Origin of the sequence: Psychrobacter sp. JCM 18900 (assembly GCF_904846625.1) — a bacterium.
Classification (GTDB): domain Bacteria; phylum Pseudomonadota; class Gammaproteobacteria; order Pseudomonadales; family Moraxellaceae; genus Psychrobacter.
The window spans coordinates 400991-420179 of the sequence record NZ_CAJHBL010000003.1 but is presented as its reverse complement, the minus strand read 5'-3'; the positions used below and the strand labels follow the sequence as shown (position 1 = coordinate 420179).

The window sequence follows — 19189 nt, the reverse complement described above, 5'->3', positions numbered from 1 at the left end:
CCGATATTTTAATCAATCTGCTCGATATTTATCTGCGTGTCGCAGCAATATCTATCTTGGTTTTAACTTTTTCTGGTGGATAGCATAGCCCAGCCGTTGCACACCCTTGCCAACCAATAATAATAGGCGCGTTTTTGGCGCCCTTACCATTACTCGTCGTCAGTGTCGTGGTTGCAATGACGCTTCTTTGCGTAAATACAGGGACCTGACCAAAGGTCGGATCATTGATTGATACTGGTGCTTGATTAAAAGTGAACGGCGTGGCGCTTATTCCTTTAGGAAAGCTCAACGTAAGCTTATCCTTATAGACATAATGCCCTGGCGTAATTTCAAAACTAATCGACAACCGCGTGCCTTTGGAAGTCGCTTTGGTATTACTGACCACCTGAAAGGCTTCATCCACTGGTAAGAACTTCGATTTTGCCGAGGAGCTATTGTTAAATAAGTCATTCAACCCTGCTGCTTGTGCACTGACCGATGTCATTGACAAGACCGTTACTAATGAAGTGCTTGCAACAGTTAGAACCAATTTATAAAGGTTTTTAGAAAAATATTTATTAGACTGTTGGATCAACATAGATGATTACCTTTAATTGCAGTTTGCGATGACTGTTTTGCTGAGCGCTTAGATATATTTATAGCACTGGCTATCAAACTTGTATTGAACAGTAGGCGATTTATCTACTGATAAAAAATATCAACCAATAAGGGAATATTGGTTGATATTTATAAATTGTTGAAAGTGCATCGATGAACGAATATTTCATTCTACAAAGCTATATCAGTATCAGAACTTATTCACTATACGTCTGTTATTAAGCTTTATAGCTGAGCATAAAGATCCGCATCTTGACCTTCACCACCTTGTTGACCATCAGCGCCTAACGAAAACAAATCATATGGGCGCCCTTCACTACCTGGTGCAACATATTGCATCTCATTTTCCCAACCATCGGTTGGATAGCCACCTTTAATATACCCACCTTCAGGATAGTTTTTTGCATCAGCTGGCGGTGTCGTAAGCGCCTCTAATCCTTGAGCGGTCGTCGGATAGCGCGAATTATCAACCTTATACATATCTAGCGCATTTGAGACAGTGGCAAGCGCCGTTTCAGTTGTTTTAACACGGGCCTTATCACTTTGACCAACTACTTTTGGTACCACTAATCCAGCAAGAATGGCTAGGATCACAATGACGACCATAATCTCGATAAGAGTAAATCCTGCTTGACCAGACTTTTTTGTCGCACTGCGCTGTATAGCTGAAGAAGTGGTCTTATGGTCACTTACAATATTTGAATGGAATTGCGTATCCTGAATAGCACTTTTTGGCGTCATATTTACTTGGAATTTGTCAGTCATAGTCATCGCTTTGGTCATCACAGTTATGTAAATAGTAAAAGTGGCGTTCTATCGTGGCTCTCATCAATGATATATCAATGAGCTCTGAAACTATTGTCACTATAAACCATGGTTTTATTTTTATCCAGCACTGCGCCTAGTTTGGGTTTGCTATTTTAGCCGAAGCCAAATGTTAGCTGACTCTAAATGTATGACTATTAAACCGTGCTTACTATAGCGCGGCGCTGGTGTTTGCCATAGCAAAAATAGCGTTTGTTCAACAATATACAACAGTAAGCAAACCTTAAGAAAGTTAGCCCAAGGTTTAGCAAGCAAGTTAGGTGATATAAATAGAGTAAAAGAGAACTAAAGAGAGGTTTTGAAGATTGGCAGCTAGCTATACATAAAGAATGATAAATCATCGGCTAGCGAATTAACTTAGCCTGCTAAATCGTTCATATTAACAATAGGTAGCATAACTGCCATCACAATAATCATGACTACTACGCCCATTAGTACCAGCATTAGAGGTTCAAGTAATGATAATAAGGTGCTGATAAAATTGGTTGCTTCTGCCTCCTGCATATTGGCGGCACGGCTCAGCATATTTTCAAGCTCGCCTGAGTTTTCTCCACTTTTTATCATCTGTACCATCATCGGTGGAAAGTAAGTAGATTTCTCTAGTTGACTAGACAAGCTAGAGCCTTCTGTGACCCTATCAGCAGCAGTGATAATGGTTTTTTGGATATGTAAATTGGTCGTGACCGCAGCCCCAATATGTAATGCCTCAATCAATGGCACCCCTGAGCGTACTAGTATCGCAAGGGTACTGGCAAACCGCGCGGCATTCAATCCTCTCGACAATCTAGCGAGTATCGGTAATCTAAGCGCCACGCTATCAATTGTTAATTTACCTGCTTGCGTTTGGGCAAAACGGTAGAATAAAAATGCGGTACTTGCCAATACCAGTAATATTAACCACCACCACTGAGTAATGATATTCGATAGCGTGAGAACAATTTGAGTAATTAAAGGCAGTGCTTGCTCAGACTGTTCAAAGACTTTGACAATTTTGGGCACGACGAAGCTCATCAGCCCCATAATTACCGCAATTGCCATTACCATCAGGACAATTGGATAGACCATAGCCCCTTGGATTTTCTTTTGGAGGGCAAAACGGTTTTCGGTGTAGTCTGCTAGCTGATTGAGGATAAGGTCAAGATGGCCAGATTTTTCGCCTGCAGCAATCGTAGCGATATATAACGGTGGAAAGCTAGCAGCTTGTTGCAGAGAACGTGCTAAGCTGAGCCCTTCCAAGACATGTGAGCGTACCGCAAGCATTAGGGATTTGATATGAGTCTTTGGAGATTGTTTAGCAACCGCTGCCAAGGTTTCCTCAAGTGGGATACCCGCTGCTAGTAGCACAGATAGCTGACGTGTCAGCAATGCCAGCTCGTATGCAGACGGTTTTTTGTAGCGGTTTTTGCTCTGACTCTGTCTGTCATTGACCGGATTGACTTCAACGGGTGTCCATTGCTTATCACGCAGCTGCTGGCGAATTTGCCGCGCAGAGTCCCCTTCTAGCAAGCCTTTTTGGACAACGCCATGGTCGTCAAGCGCTTTGAAATGATAGGCAGGCATGGCAACAGATATCCTAAGAGACTTACAGGTAGACAGTTATAATTTATGACTTAATAGAAATTTATTAATTTGACATGCGACGCTTAAAAAAATGGCGTTGAGTCATTACTATCAGGCATCAAACCTTGTAATAGCAAAACATCCAGATGCTGCTGCTGTAGCTTTTTATCAAAGTCATTGACCTCAGCGATTAGCATTCTTTCAATACGTTTATCACTCGCAAAAACGCTCAAGCGCGCACAGATGACAGCCAACTGATAAATACGTTTTTTGCAATAACCGTCAAGACCTTGTAATAGTCTAACCATATGCGGGGTTTCAAGACTGGCGTAATCATAGTCAGCCACGACTTGCTGGCCAAGAGCTGTGACGCCATAAGTAATCGACAAGTGAGCACAATAATAACAGCTAAATAAATAACCAACCACATGACCGATATAATAGCCTCGATCGTAAGTAAAACTACTCACGCCAAAGTGCCCAAGTACATAACTGTTGAGACTACCTTGGTCGCGAATTGGCTTGCCGTGCTTTAACTTACCGACCGTAGCAAAGCACAATGGATTGCGACCATCTTGAGTCGTCAGCTGCCAACCAGCAGGCTGCTGCGCAGGCATATGACGCACGATACCTGCAATAATATCATCGACCACATGCAGCTGCTGCCAGAGTCTTTCGAGCGTATCCGTATCCATCAACCCACGTTTATCAAGCTGCTGCGCAAGTAGATATTGCTGATATTCTGCGAATTGCGGCTTTAGGGTTTGTACTAAGTAAGTAGGACGCGTCTTGGCAGATGCCATATATAACAGTCGAGTACGCTCATGCTGAGCACGATAAAGCGCAACACGCTGCGTAGCGACATTGGTTTCTTGAGCCGCAGGTTTTGCAGCTACTGTAAGACTATCGGATGACTCAGATATTACTGCTTTAGTTGCTACCGCCTCGATATCTGATAAGGTAAACATCGTCAATAATGCCGCCTTATCAGGTGTCTCTACCGACTCATTTCTCGGTGCATCTTTGCTGACATGCGGGTTCTCTATAGCAGTGTTTTTATCAACATTACTTTCTGTTTTAGCAGTTGTAATGGTCTCTTGTTGGCCATTGCTTCCTGCATTTAGCTTTGCGGTCGGTTCAGTCATAACATACCATCAGCAGCGAAAATAAACATCGTCTCGATCCTTTTATATGCCTATCGTATAAGGACATATAACGCGCTACAATACCAACGCTTTTATCTCGACGACTCATCAACCCATAGTACCTGAACACAGACTCAATGTCAGCTGCCCTTAACTAAAATAGCCATAGCAAGTTACCAAAGGTCTTATAGATATGAGTGACTCAACGTTTATAAACAATATGTATTCACAAATTAAAAAAAGCGCCAAGGACATATAGATGACCTTAGCGCTTCTAATCGAGATTCTACTTAAATAACTTAAATAAACAGCAACTGAAGCTATGCAAGATTGTTCTGTCGATACTGCTGACGGTATGCTTTTGGCGAGACACCATACACACGTTTAAACGCCTGACTAAAAGTCGAATCTGAAGCGTAGCCCACCATCTCGCTGATACGGCTAATACTGTTTTGCTGTAAGCGTAAATAGCGAGCCGCCAATCGTAAGCGGTAATCGATCAAATAAGTCAGTGGTGGCATACCAACAGTGTCTTTGAAACGCTGTGCAAAGCTGGAACGCGACATCCCTGCCACTTCAGCAAGCTGATGAATGGTCCAGCTTTCACTCGGTGCCCCATGCATCGCGGCTAGCGCCTTGGTCAAAAACGGATCCTTCATGGCTTTAAGCCAGTTTTCTGTGGCTTCAGGCAAGCTTTCGATATAGACGCGCAAACATTCAATCATCATAATGCTTGCCCAATGATTGATTACAGCCGTTTTGCCCATACGCTCACGCTCAGCTTCTAGTGTTAGCAGCTTTATCTCTACATCGATCACTTCAAACCGACCGTCAGCAGCATCATTGAGCTCCGGTAATATTGGTGGTAGTACTGACAACAGAGGATTAATCATCTCTTTGTCGTATTTGCATTCGATCAGTATCAAAGAAGAATTGGGGTCTCCATCGCCATCGATATCAAGTGTACGCTCAGTGCAATTGCTCAATAGTTCATCAAGCGACTCAGCAACATCGCCATGGTGATTAAGTGCGTAACTCACATGCTTGTGCGCATTCGGAATCATGATCATGTCGCCAGCGCGAGCTTCTCGTAGACCATTACCAACATCAATGCAAAAACCGCCAGACATTACTAAGTAAAATAAAATGGTGTCTTTTCTAGTAATAGAATAAGACCAATTGCCAGTGCCATTTAGACGATAATACTTAGTCTCAAATAAATGCACGTTTTGCAGCAATACACTCAGTGCGTCCATCAATCAATTCCTCAATAATGCAGATTAATAACGATTCATCTTAAAAAAATAATAGTATTCTTAATAACAAGTTCTGTCAGTTTCCTCTATGCCAATACTTGCTCCAATAAATAATTTTTATTAAGTATTATGTCTGTGATAACATTTAAGCATAATGCATCATTTAAAACGTCATGTCTATTTACTTATTAGAATTACTAAACAATAATAGAGGAGACACAGTCACGCTAGGCCTTAAGGGAAACCTACAGGAAATGTTGATAAAAATTTGGGGGATTATCTAGTATTGAAGGTGCTATCAAACTCAATCTGTTTAATCTTATAAAGGTAATATAGAGATAAAATCGAATAGGCATAAAAAAATCGCCATCAAGGGCGAGTGCTATTACTGATACATTTTTAGATTAAGATATGATTTGTATGTAGATACATACAGAATAAAATATGGGGCGACTGATGGGACTCGAACCCACGACAACCGAGATCACAACCCGGGGCTCTACCAACTGAGCTACAACCGCCATAACTATTGCCAAAGAATAGGCAAGATTTGCAGGCTAAATGGTGCGCCTGGCAGGATTCGAACCTGCGGCCACCTCCTTAGAAGGGAGATGCTCTATCCAGCTGAGCTACAGGCGCTCTTAGAGGACTTTTATATACTAAGCTTACTTTACGATATATTTTACTATATCAGAAACTAAACCGTTATACATAAAAAAAAGCCTGTAAGGCTCTTAAAATAGATGGTCGGAGTGATAGGATTCGAACCTACGACCCTCTGGTCCCAAACCAGATGCGCTACCAAACTGCGCCACACTCCGAAATTCTCTATTATCACGATAGTTTGTTAATCAACTCGTTGTTGGCAATGCCGCTAACTTGTTAATGTTCCTCGCTATCGAGGTGCACATATTAAGGGGTAAAGGCGATTGTGTCAACACCTATTTTCGATTAATTTCAAATAATCGCTAATTTTTTTAAAATTACGTCAATTTCGCCAAAATAGTGACAGCAAGACCCTTTTCTTATTTACCTATCAGTCAGTCATTCGCGTTGTCATTGATAACGATATTAAGCTTTGTCCAAATGTGGCAGTACTTCACCGTTGAGTGTACCTGTCAAAACATCAAACGGCATTAACCATAAATGGGCATCGGCTGACTCATTTTTTTTAATATCATCGCTACTGTCACCACTGCCATAGTAAATTTGTTGCTTAAGCACCACTGGCTGCCTATCACTACCTAGCACCGGATAAACCAACCAAACCTGCCCCGCCAAGTAAGCTTGTGCATAGCTGGTCAATTGATAAGCGTCGCTCGCACTAATTGCAGCAGCATGCGGTAAATACTTCCACTTAATATCGATGACATGACTGTAGCGACCTCTGGTTTTGTTTTTGGCTTTAGTTTGATGAGCTGCTATATCGTTCTGATTTTGACAATCATCAGAGGCAGTTTTAAATATCAGCAAATCAGGCCGTATAGATAAGCACGCTAGTCCTTCAGCATCGTTTAGCCAGACACTTTGGGTTTGATAGAAGGGACGATAATTGCTACTAAGCTGTTGAAACATCGATGCGATACGCTGACTTGCCCATTGCTCAAAAGCTTGATTCATATCAATCAATAGACACAATCTTAGCTGAGAGCTATTTTGTTTATTTGGATCAATACCGTTACCTATCGCAGCTGTCGTCTGTTTCAACAACCAATATGCTAGGTCTACTAATTGCTGCGCGGCGTGCAGTTTTTGTCTTTGGAGTGGCTGAACGTCTAGCTGACGCTTTGCTTGAGCATATATTAACGCTATCTGCTGCATTTCGCGGTTGTTTAGCGTAGGCACTTGCTGCCATGGCTGCAACAGTTTTGAAGAAATAAACTGGGGCAATAAAGGCATCAAGTAAACCAATGCACTCTTAATCAACCGATTGGCCAACATGTCGTGACTTAATACGCTACTTTCACAGATGAACTTATGCGGTTGCATACTATTATGACGCAGTTGTTCTTTGATGAGCAGTCGACCTTGCAGGGATGCCTGATTTTCAATCTGAGCCTGATAATGCTTGGTTGGTTGATAATCCATTAAACGCTGCAAAAACTGCTCAATCAGCCAATCTGATATAGGTAATACTTTCAACGGTAAAGGAGTGGACTGGGAACTAAACTGACCGAAATTTTTCGTATTGGGTAGCTTACGATTTTTGCTCGTATCAAGATGAATCAAATCCGATAGCATACTCTGTACCCAATGACGAGTCTGGACGATATCGCTAGACTGAGTAGACTGATTGAGCTTTGGCAATATCTCAAGCGTCATGCCACTAGGCAGTAGAATAATCCCAATGTAGTGCCCAACCTTAAGCTGCCACTGTCCTTGCTTACGCTTGATAGTAAATACTGCAAACTCTTGTGCCATGAGCCAATCGAAGTCAGACGCGCGCAAAAAATCATGCACGGTCAAACGTTGATGCTCAAACACGGTGATAACATTCATGGTAGCGACACTACTGTTAGGGATACGAGTCTGGCGACTGCTTACCCTAATAGCATATTGCTTGGCGGAATATTGATTATTTGTTATCACTGAACAGTCACCCTGCTAGTACAAACGCTGATAGATAGCAGCATGATTAAACTCACCACCCCTAGCAATCAGTTCGGCATTAATGGTATAGCTATTCATACTCATAGACTGACCAAGAAAAGAACCCTGCCCTGCAAACATTTGGTGTTCAGCGGAAGCATTGTTTTGGTTGCCCATCGGATTGTACAAGTCATCATTCATCAATGCTTGACTGTCCTGTACGAACTGCTTGCTCATCGGTTGCTGCTCATCTCTAAAGATATACTGCAGCACCGTAATTTGACCACCCGCAGCTTGAGCCAATTGAGGGATAATTTGTTCAACGAGAGCTGTTTGTAATTGCTCTAACTGAGTGACTGCGAACAAAAACGCATGCCCCAACTGCGCTTCTATTCCCAATGTCTGCACGATACGTCTATTCAAGCCTGTTAGTAATTTACTCAAATCTATCGCACCTGCTTCTAAGTCTTCAGACAGTCCAGTATCGGTGTCATTACTGTCACGAATTGTTGATAGTAAATTAGGCTGCGGTGGACAATCAATAAAGCGAAAACGTCGGCGTAATGCCATATCAAGTGGTGCTAAAGAATGGTCTTGGGTATTCATAGTGGCATAAATATCGACATTGGCAGGAACACTAAAAGCACGCCCAGAATACGCCAAACTCACTGTCATCGCATTCGGCTTGCCCGCTCGTTTATCAGGCTCTATCAAACTGAGAAGCTCGCCAAACACCCGTGACACGTTAGCACGGTTAATCTCATCAATCAGCATTGCATAACGCTGCTGAGGGTCACGGGCGGCGCGTTGACATAGCCTCAGGAATGCTCCATCTTGCACCGCGTAACTCATTTGAGTTTGATTAAAAGGGTTGCTATTTGCTTGTGCAGCACCACTCATGACAGGCCGTATACCTTCTACAAACTCTTCATAACCGTAGGCTTGATGGAAGCTCACCATACTAAAACGTTGCTGACCGATGTTTTGATTTTGATGGGCTTGGTTGTCACGCTGTGCTTGCTGAAACTCTGCTAATTGCTGCGATAAATCTTCTAGTAGCACCATACTCTCTGGCAATAAATACCATGATCCACTATTGTCTTTATCAAAATAAGCTTGGCTAGCACGGTTATCAAAACTGACTGTTTGAGAGTTCGTAGGACTATGTCTGCGTAACTCTAACCAAGCTGTACTATCTAGATTTTTATCACGTGAGTTCTGAGCAGCTTTTGTCATAAAAAAAGGATGATCAATAATTTCTCGTACCTTTAACAAGTCCTGTTGTTCAGCACGTAAATCTAAAAATACCAAACATAATACTTCGCGCCAGCTTAGACCTTGCAGCAGCTGTTCTAATAAATCTTCATTTTCAGTCTTGGGTAGATAGTCGGTGTATTGCTTCGCGATTTGCAGCAATCTATAGGTTTTACCTGTACCAGCAACGCCCGTATAAATAATATTGGTCGGTTCATGAGCAGACATATCAGGCATAACGTTATCCAGCGGCATTGAAAACAGGTTTAAAATAGACATGCTAACATTTTGTCATTATAACGTGGCTGTCTATTGGCATGGTAACTATAGTCAACCCTCTATAAATTAGATACGGTGTCAGTCTCGCTTAGTCTACTATTTATAGTACTTCCACTCAGCTTCCTTTGTCCAAATGATAGTGATATATAAGATACCTAGACTACTTTAAGTGGCGATCTAAATTGATGACATAACCTAGCAACATAGCCACGCTACTATAGTTTTGTAAGCGCAGCAGTTCATGCTAATAATAGTAGGAAGGCAATGGTTGATGTACCATAGTATTTGTAGCGACTTTCATTATCTATATTTGTGTTGCTATCATAAAAAGCCATGCTAAGAATGTCATTCAACTCATTTACGTTAAGGAATTTTGTATGTCAGGATTATTAAAAAAACTACCCGCCAAGTTGACCAATAAACTGCCAGCCAAAGTATCTGACAGCACAAAATCTTCAGTTGAGAAATCCAGTAGTACGCTAAAACCAATTAGTAATCAGTTTACTAAACTGTTATCAGTCACCAAATATCTGCCTGCTGGAGCACGCTCAAGTATTTTATCTAAAGCCTTTGGCAAGGTCGTCCCATATGTCGGCACAACTGGCATTTATTATGAGACGGTAGAACCAAACCAAGTCGTTGTTAGTTTAAATAACAATAAAGCCGTCCAAAACCATATCGGCTCTATCCATGCAGTCGCCATTACATTACTGGCTGAGACGGCTACGGGCTTTATTTTAGGTTTAAACTTACCTTCTGATCGCATTCTGCTGATTAAATCTTACTCAGTAAATTTCCATCGTCCAATCAAAAAAGGTCAAATTGCTGCTATTGCAAGCTTGTCTGATGAACAACGTTTGGATATCCTAAACACACCAAAAGGTGAGATGATTATTCCTTGTGTCATCAAAGATCGTGAGTCTGACAGTGACCGCGATCCAATTGTGGTTGAGATGACGTGGGCATGGATACCAAAAGCGGAACTAGAGGCACGCCGCCAAGGTAAAGCGTCTGAAAAAGTCGCAGAAGATGACACTGAAACCAAGGCTTCAATCGAAGAAAGCGATGCCTCATCTACTCAAAATAATAGTGCTGATAAGTAGCTAGTAAAAATTGATAATAAACCCAATGAGGAAACAGTATGTCCAAACTTAGTACTTGCTTGTCTACGCTAGCGCTCGCCGCTATGTGCTCATTGGGTTTTGTTCATAGCGCTAATGCTAATACGACGACGGCTGTCAGCATTGCTAAGTCTGCTCCTACTTTCTTGGGAGATGGCGGTACTTATCCTTTTTCAGAGGCTGTACGCGTGGGCAATACATTGTATATGTCGGGACAAATTGGCTTTAAAGATGGCAAACTGGTCAAAGGCGGTATCAAAGCTGAAACCAAGCAAGTGCTCGATAACATCCATAGCACGCTATTAAAATACGGCTACCGAAAGTCTGATATTGTTAAATGTATGGTCATGCTGACTGATATGGATGACTTTGATGACTTTAATAAGGTCTACAAGGCTGAGATGATAAAGCCTTATCCTGTACGCTCAGCTTTTGGCGTATCAGAACTGGCTGCTGGAGCAAGCGTTGAGATTGAATGTATGGCTGCAAAATAATAGCGGCTAAAAACTCTAAAGCTCCACAATTAGAAAAACGTTAAAACTAAAACAACTGGCTATTTAAGCCAGTTGTTTTTTTGTCTGTTATACCGATATCTAGTCTGCAAATTTATACCAGTATCGTGTCACCCGTTAAGGCGCTCTCTTTCGTCACTCGCAGCACTTCCTCCAATGTCGTACGTCCTTCTATGACTTTACGTAAGCCATCTGCACGTATCGACGGTGTTTGCTGGCGCGCATACTCTTCCAGCTCATACTCAGCCGTATTGCTATGAATCATACGGCGCAATGTATCGTCGATTGGCACGACTTCATAGATAGCAGTACGTCCTTTAAATCCTGACTGATTACATTTATCGCAGCCAACTGGCTTGGGCAAACGAATCGACTCACTTGCTATATCTTTGGCATCACTTTTCAGCGTTGACCCAATGCCAATTTCGGTAAACAGCTTGGCTTGCTCGGTATCAGCAGCCTGCCAGCTCTGACAGTGTGAACATAAAGTACGTACCAAACGCTGCGCTACTACGCCAATAAGCGATGACGACAACAGAAACGGCTCAACACCCATGTCCTGTAAGCGAGTGACTGCACCGATAGCAGTGTTGGTATGCAGCGTCGATAATACCAAATGCCCTGTCAAAGAAGCCTGTACGGCAATCTCTGCTGTCTCTAAATCACGAATTTCACCAACCATCACCACATCAGGATCTTGACGAAGCATTGCACGCAAACTTTTAGCAAATGTCATGTCTACTTTATTATTAACCTGCGTCTGCCCGATACCATCAAGCTGAAACTCAATCGGATCTTCGGCGGTCAAGATATTGCGGGTCTGATCATTTAAATCGGTCAATGCAGAGTATAGCGTCGTGGTTTTACCCGAGCCAGTCGGCCCTGTTACCAAAATAATGCCATGCGGACGATGGATTAAGCGTTTTAGCTCAGTATAGTCATTATCAGACAGCCCCAAATACGTCATATTCAAACGGCCAGCTTGCTTGTCTAATAAACGCATCACCACCCGCTCACCAAAGCTCGATGGTAAGGTCGATACACGCACGTCGACCTCTCGCCCTGCCAGTCTTAAGCTGATACGACCATCTTGCGGCACTCGCTTTTCGGCGATATCCAATTTAGCCATTACTTTAATACGTGAGACTAATAGTGGAGCCAATTGGCGTTTTGGTGTGATGATTTCTTTTAGCTCACCATCAACTCGGAAACGAACAACCAAGCGCTTTTCAAAGGTCTCAATATGAATGTCTGAAGCACTTAAACGAATGGCTTCGGACAGTAATGCGTTGATCAAACGAATGATAGGCGCGTCGTCTTGTTGATCCATCAAGTCTTCGGTTTCAGGGACGCTATCTGCCAAGCTATCGAGATCAGGATGGTCTTCAAGTCCAGCAGCAATATGCTGCGACTCTCCTGTATTGCCAGCATAAGCCGCGTTCATACGTTTTTCAAAATCGTCCGCGCTGACACTTTCGTAAGTGGGTACACCGCGAATGCCTTGCTGCTGTAAAAACCGTACCGCTTCATTGATCGCTGACAACGGAGTAGCTTTGGTAAGTACCAATGTTGGCGGCAATTCAGGATCTATCGCAAGTATGGCCAAAATCTGATGGCGTTTCGCAAAGCTGTATGGCAACTGCATCATAAAGACGGCCCAATAAGTGAGGAGAGGATAAGAAGAACGCACGTCAAGACATGATGGATGCCTTGTCCTTAACAGTTCGAATCAAAAAAGACTGCCAGTAAGGTTGCATGAGTTTGTTATAATAGCATTTTGTTTTAGACGGGTATTATTTTATGTGACTGGCGCTTTATACCTATCGCCCAGCACATATTATTACTATCAGAGTTGGCATATCATGCGATTTTTTGCAGACCGCTTGCCATTGTCTATTACACCTTTTAGATTACTTAGATTACCCATCATATTTTGTCTGTCCCCTTCTCCCGCTCGATATTAGGATTTTCCGTTATGTCAGAGAACGTTAGCACTACTCATCCAACACCACTTTTACAAGATACCTTTACTGTCGGTAGCCGTACCTTTTCTTCACGTCTGCTGGTTGGTACCGGTAAGTACAAAGACATGACAGAGACTGGAGAAGCCATTGCCGCTTCAGCAGCCGAAATCGTGACCGTCGCCATTCGCCGTGTCAATATTGGACAAAATAGTGATGAGCCTAACTTATTAGATGTGATTTCACCTGATAAATATACGATATTACCGAATACTGCTGGCTGCTTTGACGCCGAAACAGCCATTCGCACTTGTAAGCTTGCTCGCGAATTATTGGGTGGGCATAATTTGGTTAAGCTTGAGGTATTGGGGGATGAGAAAACCTTATATCCAAACGTTATGGAAACTTTAAAAGCCGCCAAAGTATTGATCGATGATGGTTTTGAAGTGATGGTTTATACGTCAGATGACCCTATCGTCGCACAAGAATTAGAAAGCATGGGCTGTGTCGCCATTATGCCGCTTGGCAGCTTGATTGGCTCAGGACTTGGTCTACTCAATCGTCATACGCTTAGCTTAATAATCGAAAACGCTAAAGTACCCGTATTGGTTGACGCTGGTGTCGGTACTGCGTCTGATGCTGCACTTGCGATGGAGCTTGGCTGTGATGGCGTACTAATGAACTCAGCCATTGCCAATGCACAAAACCCGGTAATGATGGCACACGCAATGAAACATGCTATGTGGGCAGGTCGCGCTGCGTTTTTGGCAGGTCGTATGCCTATGCGTAAGATGGCTACTGCCAGCTCACCACAGACTGGGTACTTCTTTCAATAAATTGAAGTATAAATGACATATCATAATAGAGCGTGTTGAGTATTTACGTATAGTGCTGTCAGTGCTATGGTTGATTGCTTAACACGCTCTATAAAATAATAAAAAATGTTATTTGATTGAATATCTACTCATTATAATTTTCACATAACACTTATCGTCATAAAAGGATTTATTATGCGACTTCTCACAGCAGTCGACCAGTTGTTTCTACTTCTTGAGTCGCGTAAACAGCCCATGCACGTTGGTGGACTGTTTGTATTTGAATTACCAGACAATGCGGATAGCGATTTTGTCTATCAATTGGTAAAACAAATGCAAGAGTCTGATGTGCCGCCTAGCTTTCCTTTTAATCAGGTACTTGAGCATTTAGCCTTTTGGAAAAAAGACAAAGACTTTGATGTTGAGCATCATTTGCATCATGTCGCGCTACCAAGTCCTGGACGCGTACGTGAACTATTGATGTACGTCTCAAGAGAACATGGACGTTTATTAGATCGTGCCATGCCGCTATGGGAATGCCACGTCATCGAAGGTATCCAGCCAGAAGTCGAAGGTGGACCTGAACGTTTTGCATGGTATTTTAAGATTCATCATTCTTTGGTTGATGGTATCGCGGCGATGCGTTTGGTTCAAAAATCCTTGTCACAATCGCCAACCGAACCAGTTACCCTCCCTGTCTGGTCGTTGATGGCGCGCCATCGTAACCAAGTAAACGCTATCTTACCTGCTGAACGATCTATCAGAGGCATCATAAAAGAGCAGATATCTACCATCAAACCTGTATTTACAGAACTGCTAGATAACGTGAAAAACTACGGTGATGAAGGGTACGTCGGTACTTTTGACGCGCCGATGAGTATCTTGAATAAACGTATATCAGCCTCACGGCGTATAGCCGCACAGTCTTATGATATAAAACGTTTTAACGATATCGCCGAAAGGCTCAAAATTAGCAGAAACGATGTGGTACTGGCGGTCTGTGCAGGCGCTATTCGTCGTTATCTAATCTCAATGGATGCGCTACCGAGCAAACCGTTGATTGCTTTTGTACCGATGTCACTGCGTACGGATAACAGTATCTCGGGCAACCAGCTGTCATTTGTATTGGCAAACTTGGGTACGCATTTGGACAATCCACTGCGCAGGATAGAGCTTATCCATCGTAGTATGAATAACGGCAAACGTCGCTTTCGCCGCATGAACCAAGCGCAGGTCATTAACTACAGTATCGTCTCATACGCGTGGCAAGGCATCAATTTGGCAACAGGATTATTCCCTAGAAAGCAGGCATTTAACCTGATTATCTCTAACGTACCTGGCTCTGAAAAACCGCTGTACTGGAATGGCGCACGTCTGCAATCATTGTACCCTGCTTCTATCGTCTTTAATGGTCAAGCGATGAATATCACTTTAGCCAGTTATCTAGATAAGATTGAGTTTGGTATTACTGCTTGTAGCAAAGCATTACCTCGCGTACAAGATATGCTGATGCTGATAGAAGAAGAGTTGCAGCTGCTAGAAACTACCAGTAAGGAGTTAGCATTCAAAGGTATTACCGTCGAAGATAAAGCAGGCAATAAGGGTAATGATAAAACAAAAAAGCTGGCTCCATAACGGAACCAGCTTTTTTCATTCATACTCAATCTAGACACTAACCACATCTAAATCCTGAAAGCGCTAAACATCAATACCATTAAGGTTAACGTTTAGATTGCGTCACCCCAGATTGGTACAACTGTTTGCATCAATGGCTTAAGCAATTTCACATTACAAGCGAAGATAGAGCCTGATGTCATAGAGTTGTGCGCGCCAGTATGATCAACCACCACACCGCGTGCTTCAGTTACGATAAGCTCGCCTGCTGCGATGTCCCAAGGCTTGATAGACATTTCAAAATAACCGTCAAAACGACCAGCGGCAACATAGCATAAGTCAAGCGCAGCTGAACCCATACGACGTACCTGACCACCTGCCTCAGATATCTTCTGTAAGCTCTCAAAGTGTTGTTTAGCATAAGAGATAACTTCGCCATTGCGCTTACGCTCAAGCGGATGACCAGTCGTAAAGAAACCGCCATCAATGGTTTTGCGTTCGCTCACTTGCATACGGCGATTGTTCAAGCGCGCGCCTTTGCCGCGGCTCGCTGAGAACATCTCATCACGTACTGGATCATAGACCACACCGTGTTGGGTAACACCTTTATGCTGGACTGCGATAGATACGCAGAACTGCGGTACACCGTGCACAAAGTTTTTAGTGCCGTCTAGTGGATCGATAATCCAGCACCAGTCAGCATCTTCGCCACGGCCTTCTTGCATACCAAACTCTTCACCCAAAAATGAATGATTAGGATAGCTGGCTTTTAGCGTCTCAATCGTGAGCTCTTCGCTAAAGCGATCAATGCGGGTAACCAGACCATCAAGTCCTTTAGACTCAATATCTAACTCGATTTTGTGGCGGTTTTGATGCGCATATAAAATCTCTTTACCAACTTTTTCAGCAGTACGCGCTGCGATGACGACCATGGGTTCCATAAATAACCTATTTGCTTGATGAATGAATATAAAAAAATAAGACTAACTTTGTGCCCACAACATGCCAAACAGCCGCCGCATCACACCACATTTATGCGATTAAAAACGTGTCTCTTATAAACGAAAACTTATAAAAGACACCCGCATTATACTAAAATTGTTCGATAAAAACGAAAAAACCGTCACGCTGACCAAGCCAGTACTTTGGCGATCATCTAAACTGCGCAAGTTGTAAAAAAGTTAGCACCTACGGCTAGCAGGCGTTTGCTCTGTTTAAAGAGCTTATATCGGTTTTAATTCATGCCTTTTTAGCGCATTAATTTTTTAAAATAATATTGTAACGTTGAAAACAATGTTTACAATAAGAGCGTTTTAAGCTGTTTAATTACGCCTTCGACATCTAGACCACAGTCAGCTAGCTGCTCTGCTTGAGAGCCGTGAGCAATAAAGCGATCAGGAATACCGATATTAGCAATAGCTGGACGATTTCTCTTGAAGGCTGCCGACTCGTTGAGTAAATATTCATTCACTGCACTACCTGCGCCGCCCATAATCATGTGCTCTTCTAGGGTTGCTATATGAGTGACCCCTTGTGCTAATAACGTCTCAAGCATGGCTGTGTCTAGCGGTTTTACCCAGCGCATATTGACCACCTGTATCTGGCAATCTAACGCTACATCGTTATTTATTAAGCTTTCTGCTGCTTGCTGAGCAGTTGCCACCATCGTACCAAAGGCCAATAGTGCCAATTTATAAGGCGCATTAGCTTTACCTAATACTGATTCGACAACCGCTTCACCAACTTTATAAGTTTGAGCTGGCTGCTTAATATCAGCACCTGTGCCTGTACCACGTGGATAACGTACCGCCGTGCAGCCTGAATATTCATAGCAAGTATTGAGCAAATGGTAGCATTCGTTCTCATCTTTTGGCGCTGCAATCACCATATTAGGCACACAACGTAAAAATCCAAAATCAAACACGCCAGCATGCGTGGCACCATCTTCACCGACTAAGCCCGCTCGATCGATGGCAAACATCACATCGAGATTCTGTAGAGCCACATCATGAATCAGCTGATCGTACCCACGCTGCAGGAACGTTGAGTAAATCGCGACAATCGGTTTGATACCTTGGGTCGCCATCCCAGCCGCTAGCGTGACGGCGTGTTGCTCAGCGATGGCCACATCAAAGAAACGCTCTGGAAAGTGACGAGCAAAGTCCGTCATCCCTGAGCCTTCTTCCATGGCAGGGGTGACAGCTAGTAGCTTATCGTCTTCGGCCGCTTTATCACATAAGAATTGGCCAAACACTTGCGAATATTTTAACGCTGGCTTTGTACTTGGTTGTTTTTTTAGCTGATCTATAGAGTTAGCTTTAGACGCTTCATGCTCTTTATGATTTTCGACTGGCAATTTACTGATTGCGTGATAGCCCACTGGATCTAATTCTGCTGGTGCAAAGCCTTTACCCTTAGTAGTATAGATATGTACCAATACTGGGCCTTTTACTTGCTTCGCCAGTGACAATACGCGCAGTAGCTCAGGAATATTATGCCCATCAAATGGACCAAAATAAGTAAAACCAATCGCTTTGAATAAGTTGTCCTCTAGCTGCGGAACATCGCGCATCTCTTTATGACGTTTGCGGCGATCGAACGCTTGCATATCAGGACGGTGGCAGAGTACTGGCTCACCTGACTCAGAGATATCAACTTGATAACCTGATTCCCAAAGCATCGCTAAATGTCGTGAAAACCCACCAATAGAGCAAGATATCGACATATCATTATCGTTTAGGATGACTAGCAAATCAGCATCTTGCTGTACTGCGTCATTCATGGCTTCAAATGCCATGCCACCTGTCATCGCACCATCACCAATGACGCAAGCAACCGTTTGCTCGCGGCCTTGATAACGCAGTGCGAGGCTCATGCCCAGACCAGCTGAGATAGAGGTCGATGAATGCCCAACGCCAAATGTATCGTAGACAGACTCTGCACGCTCAGGAAATGCTGTCAGACCGTCTTTAGATCTGATAGTGCCTAGCTGCTCACGGCGACCAGTCAGTACTTTATGAGCATAGGCTTGATGACCCACGTCCCAGACGATTTGGTCTTGCGGTGTATCTAACAAATAATGCAATACTATGGTCAGCTCGACCACGCCCAAATTGGCACCAAAATGCCCACCGCTCTGACCAGCTGAATACAATAGAAAAAGGCGCAATTCATCAGCCAGCGTAATAAGCTTAGCCGTTGAAAACGTGCTGAGGTCAGTGGGTGTATCAATTGCATCAAGCAATGGCGTATGAGGACGCACACGTGGAATCACAGTATAGGTCTGCTGTAAGCTCGATAGCTGAGCAGCAGAATCCAGCACTGATGTAGATAGGGACTGAGACTTTGGAGAATGAGGTGACTGCTGCATAAACCGTACGATACCTACCAATCTGCTGACAAGACGTGTCTTTAAAATATAGCGGTGACTATAATCAAAAGACGTCAATAATACCTACATCATTATTGATGTAATCGACCATATAATTATTCATGCAACTTTCGTATTTGTATAGCTGCGCTACTTACGACAGTAGACACGCTAGCACAATAGACTGCGCGTCAATACCAACGTTTTGATATTAAAATATTGATGCTTTCATACTATTGACAACTGAGGGGTGACATTATGCCCTATTATTTTGCATCAATAGCGGATGTT

14 protein-coding genes and 3 tRNA genes are annotated in these 19189 nt (G+C 43.1%); 4 read left to right on the top strand and 13 right to left on the bottom strand.

The genetic code is table 11. The annotated features are described in order from the left end of the window. Positions 1-28 precede the first annotated feature (28 nt). The 10 genes from JMX96_RS07405 to JMX96_RS07360 all read right to left on the bottom strand — a co-directional run bounded on the left by JMX96_RS07405 (position 29) and on the right by JMX96_RS07360 (position 9505). Positions 29-577, bottom strand: coding sequence for a protein-disulfide reductase DsbD N-terminal domain-containing protein (locus tag JMX96_RS07405; protein WP_201568325.1), 549 nt, complete (start codon positions 575-577; stop codon positions 29-31). A 245-nt stretch (positions 578-822) separates the two neighbouring features. After that, on the bottom strand, positions 823-1362 hold the full coding sequence (gspG, locus tag JMX96_RS07400; RefSeq protein ID WP_413786736.1) for a type II secretion system major pseudopilin GspG: 540 nt from the start codon (positions 1360-1362) through the stop codon (positions 823-825). A 417-nt stretch (positions 1363-1779) separates the two neighbouring features. Beyond that, entirely contained in the window at positions 1780-2982 is a 1203-nt protein-coding gene (gene gspF / locus JMX96_RS07395; RefSeq protein WP_201568321.1) for a type II secretion system inner membrane protein GspF, read from the bottom strand. Between the two features lie 83 nt (positions 2983-3065). After that, positions 3066-4127: a hypothetical protein gene (locus JMX96_RS07390; RefSeq protein ID WP_201568319.1), complete on the bottom strand. Its 1062-nt coding sequence runs from the start codon at positions 4125-4127 to the stop codon at positions 3066-3068. Positions 4128-4447: 320 nt separating this feature from the next. Further along, the gene (locus tag JMX96_RS07385; protein ID WP_102094695.1) at positions 4448-5383 is read right to left on the bottom strand and encodes an AraC family transcriptional regulator; all 936 of its coding nucleotides are present in this window, start codon (positions 5381-5383) and stop codon (positions 4448-4450) included. 445 nt (positions 5384-5828) lie between these two features. Then, a tRNA-His gene (locus JMX96_RS07380) sits at positions 5829-5904 on the bottom strand. A gap of 41 nt (positions 5905-5945) precedes the next feature. Next, a tRNA-Arg gene (locus JMX96_RS07375) sits at positions 5946-6022 on the bottom strand. A gap of 105 nt (positions 6023-6127) precedes the next feature. Beyond that, positions 6128-6204: transfer RNA gene (locus tag JMX96_RS07370), tRNA-Pro, on the bottom strand. 250 nt (positions 6205-6454) lie between these two features. Next, positions 6455-7972 carry an McrC family protein gene (locus JMX96_RS07365; RefSeq protein WP_227676967.1) on the bottom strand — a complete coding sequence of 506 codons (1518 nt, stop codon included), beginning with the start codon at positions 7970-7972 and terminating at the stop codon, positions 6455-6457. 15 nt (positions 7973-7987) lie between these two features. Further along, positions 7988-9505 (bottom strand): McrB family protein, encoded by a 1518-nt coding sequence (locus tag JMX96_RS07360; protein ID WP_227676964.1) that lies wholly within the window; start codon positions 9503-9505, stop codon positions 7988-7990. Between the two features lie 377 nt (positions 9506-9882). On the opposite strand from JMX96_RS07360, the gene JMX96_RS07355 reads away from it, so the two are divergent. Together JMX96_RS07355 and JMX96_RS07350 are read left to right on the top strand one after the other, a co-directional pair. After that, positions 9883-10608: a DUF4442 domain-containing protein gene (locus JMX96_RS07355; protein ID WP_201568317.1), complete on the top strand. Its 726-nt coding sequence runs from the start codon at positions 9883-9885 to the stop codon at positions 10606-10608. Between the two features lie 38 nt (positions 10609-10646). Then, complete coding sequence (locus JMX96_RS07350; protein WP_201568315.1) at positions 10647-11120, top strand: RidA family protein; 474 nt, start codon at positions 10647-10649, stop codon at positions 11118-11120. A gap of 112 nt (positions 11121-11232) precedes the next feature. Here JMX96_RS07350 and gspE read toward each other — a convergent pair whose 3' ends face one another. Continuing rightward, positions 11233-12786, bottom strand: coding sequence for a type II secretion system ATPase GspE (gene gspE, locus JMX96_RS07345; protein WP_201568313.1), 1554 nt, complete (start codon positions 12784-12786; stop codon positions 11233-11235). 327 nt (positions 12787-13113) lie between these two features. On the opposite strand from gspE, the gene JMX96_RS07340 reads away from it, so the two are divergent. Both JMX96_RS07340 and JMX96_RS07335 read left to right on the top strand, forming a co-directional pair. Next, positions 13114-13935 (top strand): thiazole synthase, encoded by an 822-nt coding sequence (locus tag JMX96_RS07340; RefSeq protein WP_101205496.1) that lies wholly within the window; start codon positions 13114-13116, stop codon positions 13933-13935. 174 nt (positions 13936-14109) lie between these two features. Continuing rightward, positions 14110-15549 carry a WS/DGAT/MGAT family O-acyltransferase gene (locus JMX96_RS07335; RefSeq protein ID WP_201568312.1) on the top strand — a complete coding sequence of 480 codons (1440 nt, stop codon included), beginning with the start codon at positions 14110-14112 and terminating at the stop codon, positions 15547-15549. A gap of 92 nt (positions 15550-15641) precedes the next feature. Here JMX96_RS07335 and JMX96_RS07330 read toward each other — a convergent pair whose 3' ends face one another. After that, positions 15642-16469, bottom strand: a complete 828-nt coding sequence (locus tag JMX96_RS07330; RefSeq protein WP_057758174.1) for an inositol monophosphatase family protein — start codon at positions 16467-16469, stop codon at positions 15642-15644. Positions 16470-16825: 356 nt separating this feature from the next. After that, positions 16826-18898: a 1-deoxy-D-xylulose-5-phosphate synthase gene (dxs, locus tag JMX96_RS07325; protein WP_201568310.1), complete on the bottom strand. Its 2073-nt coding sequence runs from the start codon at positions 18896-18898 to the stop codon at positions 16826-16828. Between the last annotated feature and the right edge of the window lie 291 nt (positions 18899-19189).

Coding starts and splice junctions, on each gene's coding strand:
- gspE (WP_201568313.1), bottom strand. CDS start 12,786: ATGATGCAGTTGCCATACAGCTTTGCGAAACGCCATCAGATTTTGGCC.
- gspF (WP_201568321.1), bottom strand. CDS start 2,982: ATGCCTGCCTATCATTTCAAAGCGCTTGACGACCATGGCGTTGTCCAA.
- JMX96_RS07360 (WP_227676964.1), bottom strand. CDS start 9,505: ATGTCTATTTTAAACCTGTTTTCAATGCCGCTGGATAACGTTATGCCT.
- JMX96_RS07350 (WP_201568315.1), top strand. CDS start 10,647: ATGTCCAAACTTAGTACTTGCTTGTCTACGCTAGCGCTCGCCGCTATG.
- JMX96_RS07335 (WP_201568312.1), top strand. CDS start 14,110: ATGCGACTTCTCACAGCAGTCGACCAGTTGTTTCTACTTCTTGAGTCG.
- dxs (WP_201568310.1), bottom strand. CDS start 18,898: ATGCAGCAGTCACCTCATTCTCCAAAGTCTCAGTCCCTATCTACATCA.
- JMX96_RS07390 (WP_201568319.1), bottom strand. CDS start 4,127: ATGACTGAACCGACCGCAAAGCTAAATGCAGGAAGCAATGGCCAACAA.
- JMX96_RS07405 (WP_201568325.1), bottom strand. CDS start 577: ATGTTGATCCAACAGTCTAATAAATATTTTTCTAAAAACCTTTATAAA.
- gspG (WP_413786736.1), bottom strand. CDS start 1,362: ATGACTGACAAATTCCAAGTAAATATGACGCCAAAAAGTGCTATTCAG.
- JMX96_RS07330 (WP_057758174.1), bottom strand. CDS start 16,469: ATGGAACCCATGGTCGTCATCGCAGCGCGTACTGCTGAAAAAGTTGGT.
- JMX96_RS07355 (WP_201568317.1), top strand. CDS start 9,883: ATGTCAGGATTATTAAAAAAACTACCCGCCAAGTTGACCAATAAACTG.
- JMX96_RS07385 (WP_102094695.1), bottom strand. CDS start 5,383: ATGGACGCACTGAGTGTATTGCTGCAAAACGTGCATTTATTTGAGACT.
- JMX96_RS07340 (WP_101205496.1), top strand. CDS start 13,114: ATGTCAGAGAACGTTAGCACTACTCATCCAACACCACTTTTACAAGAT.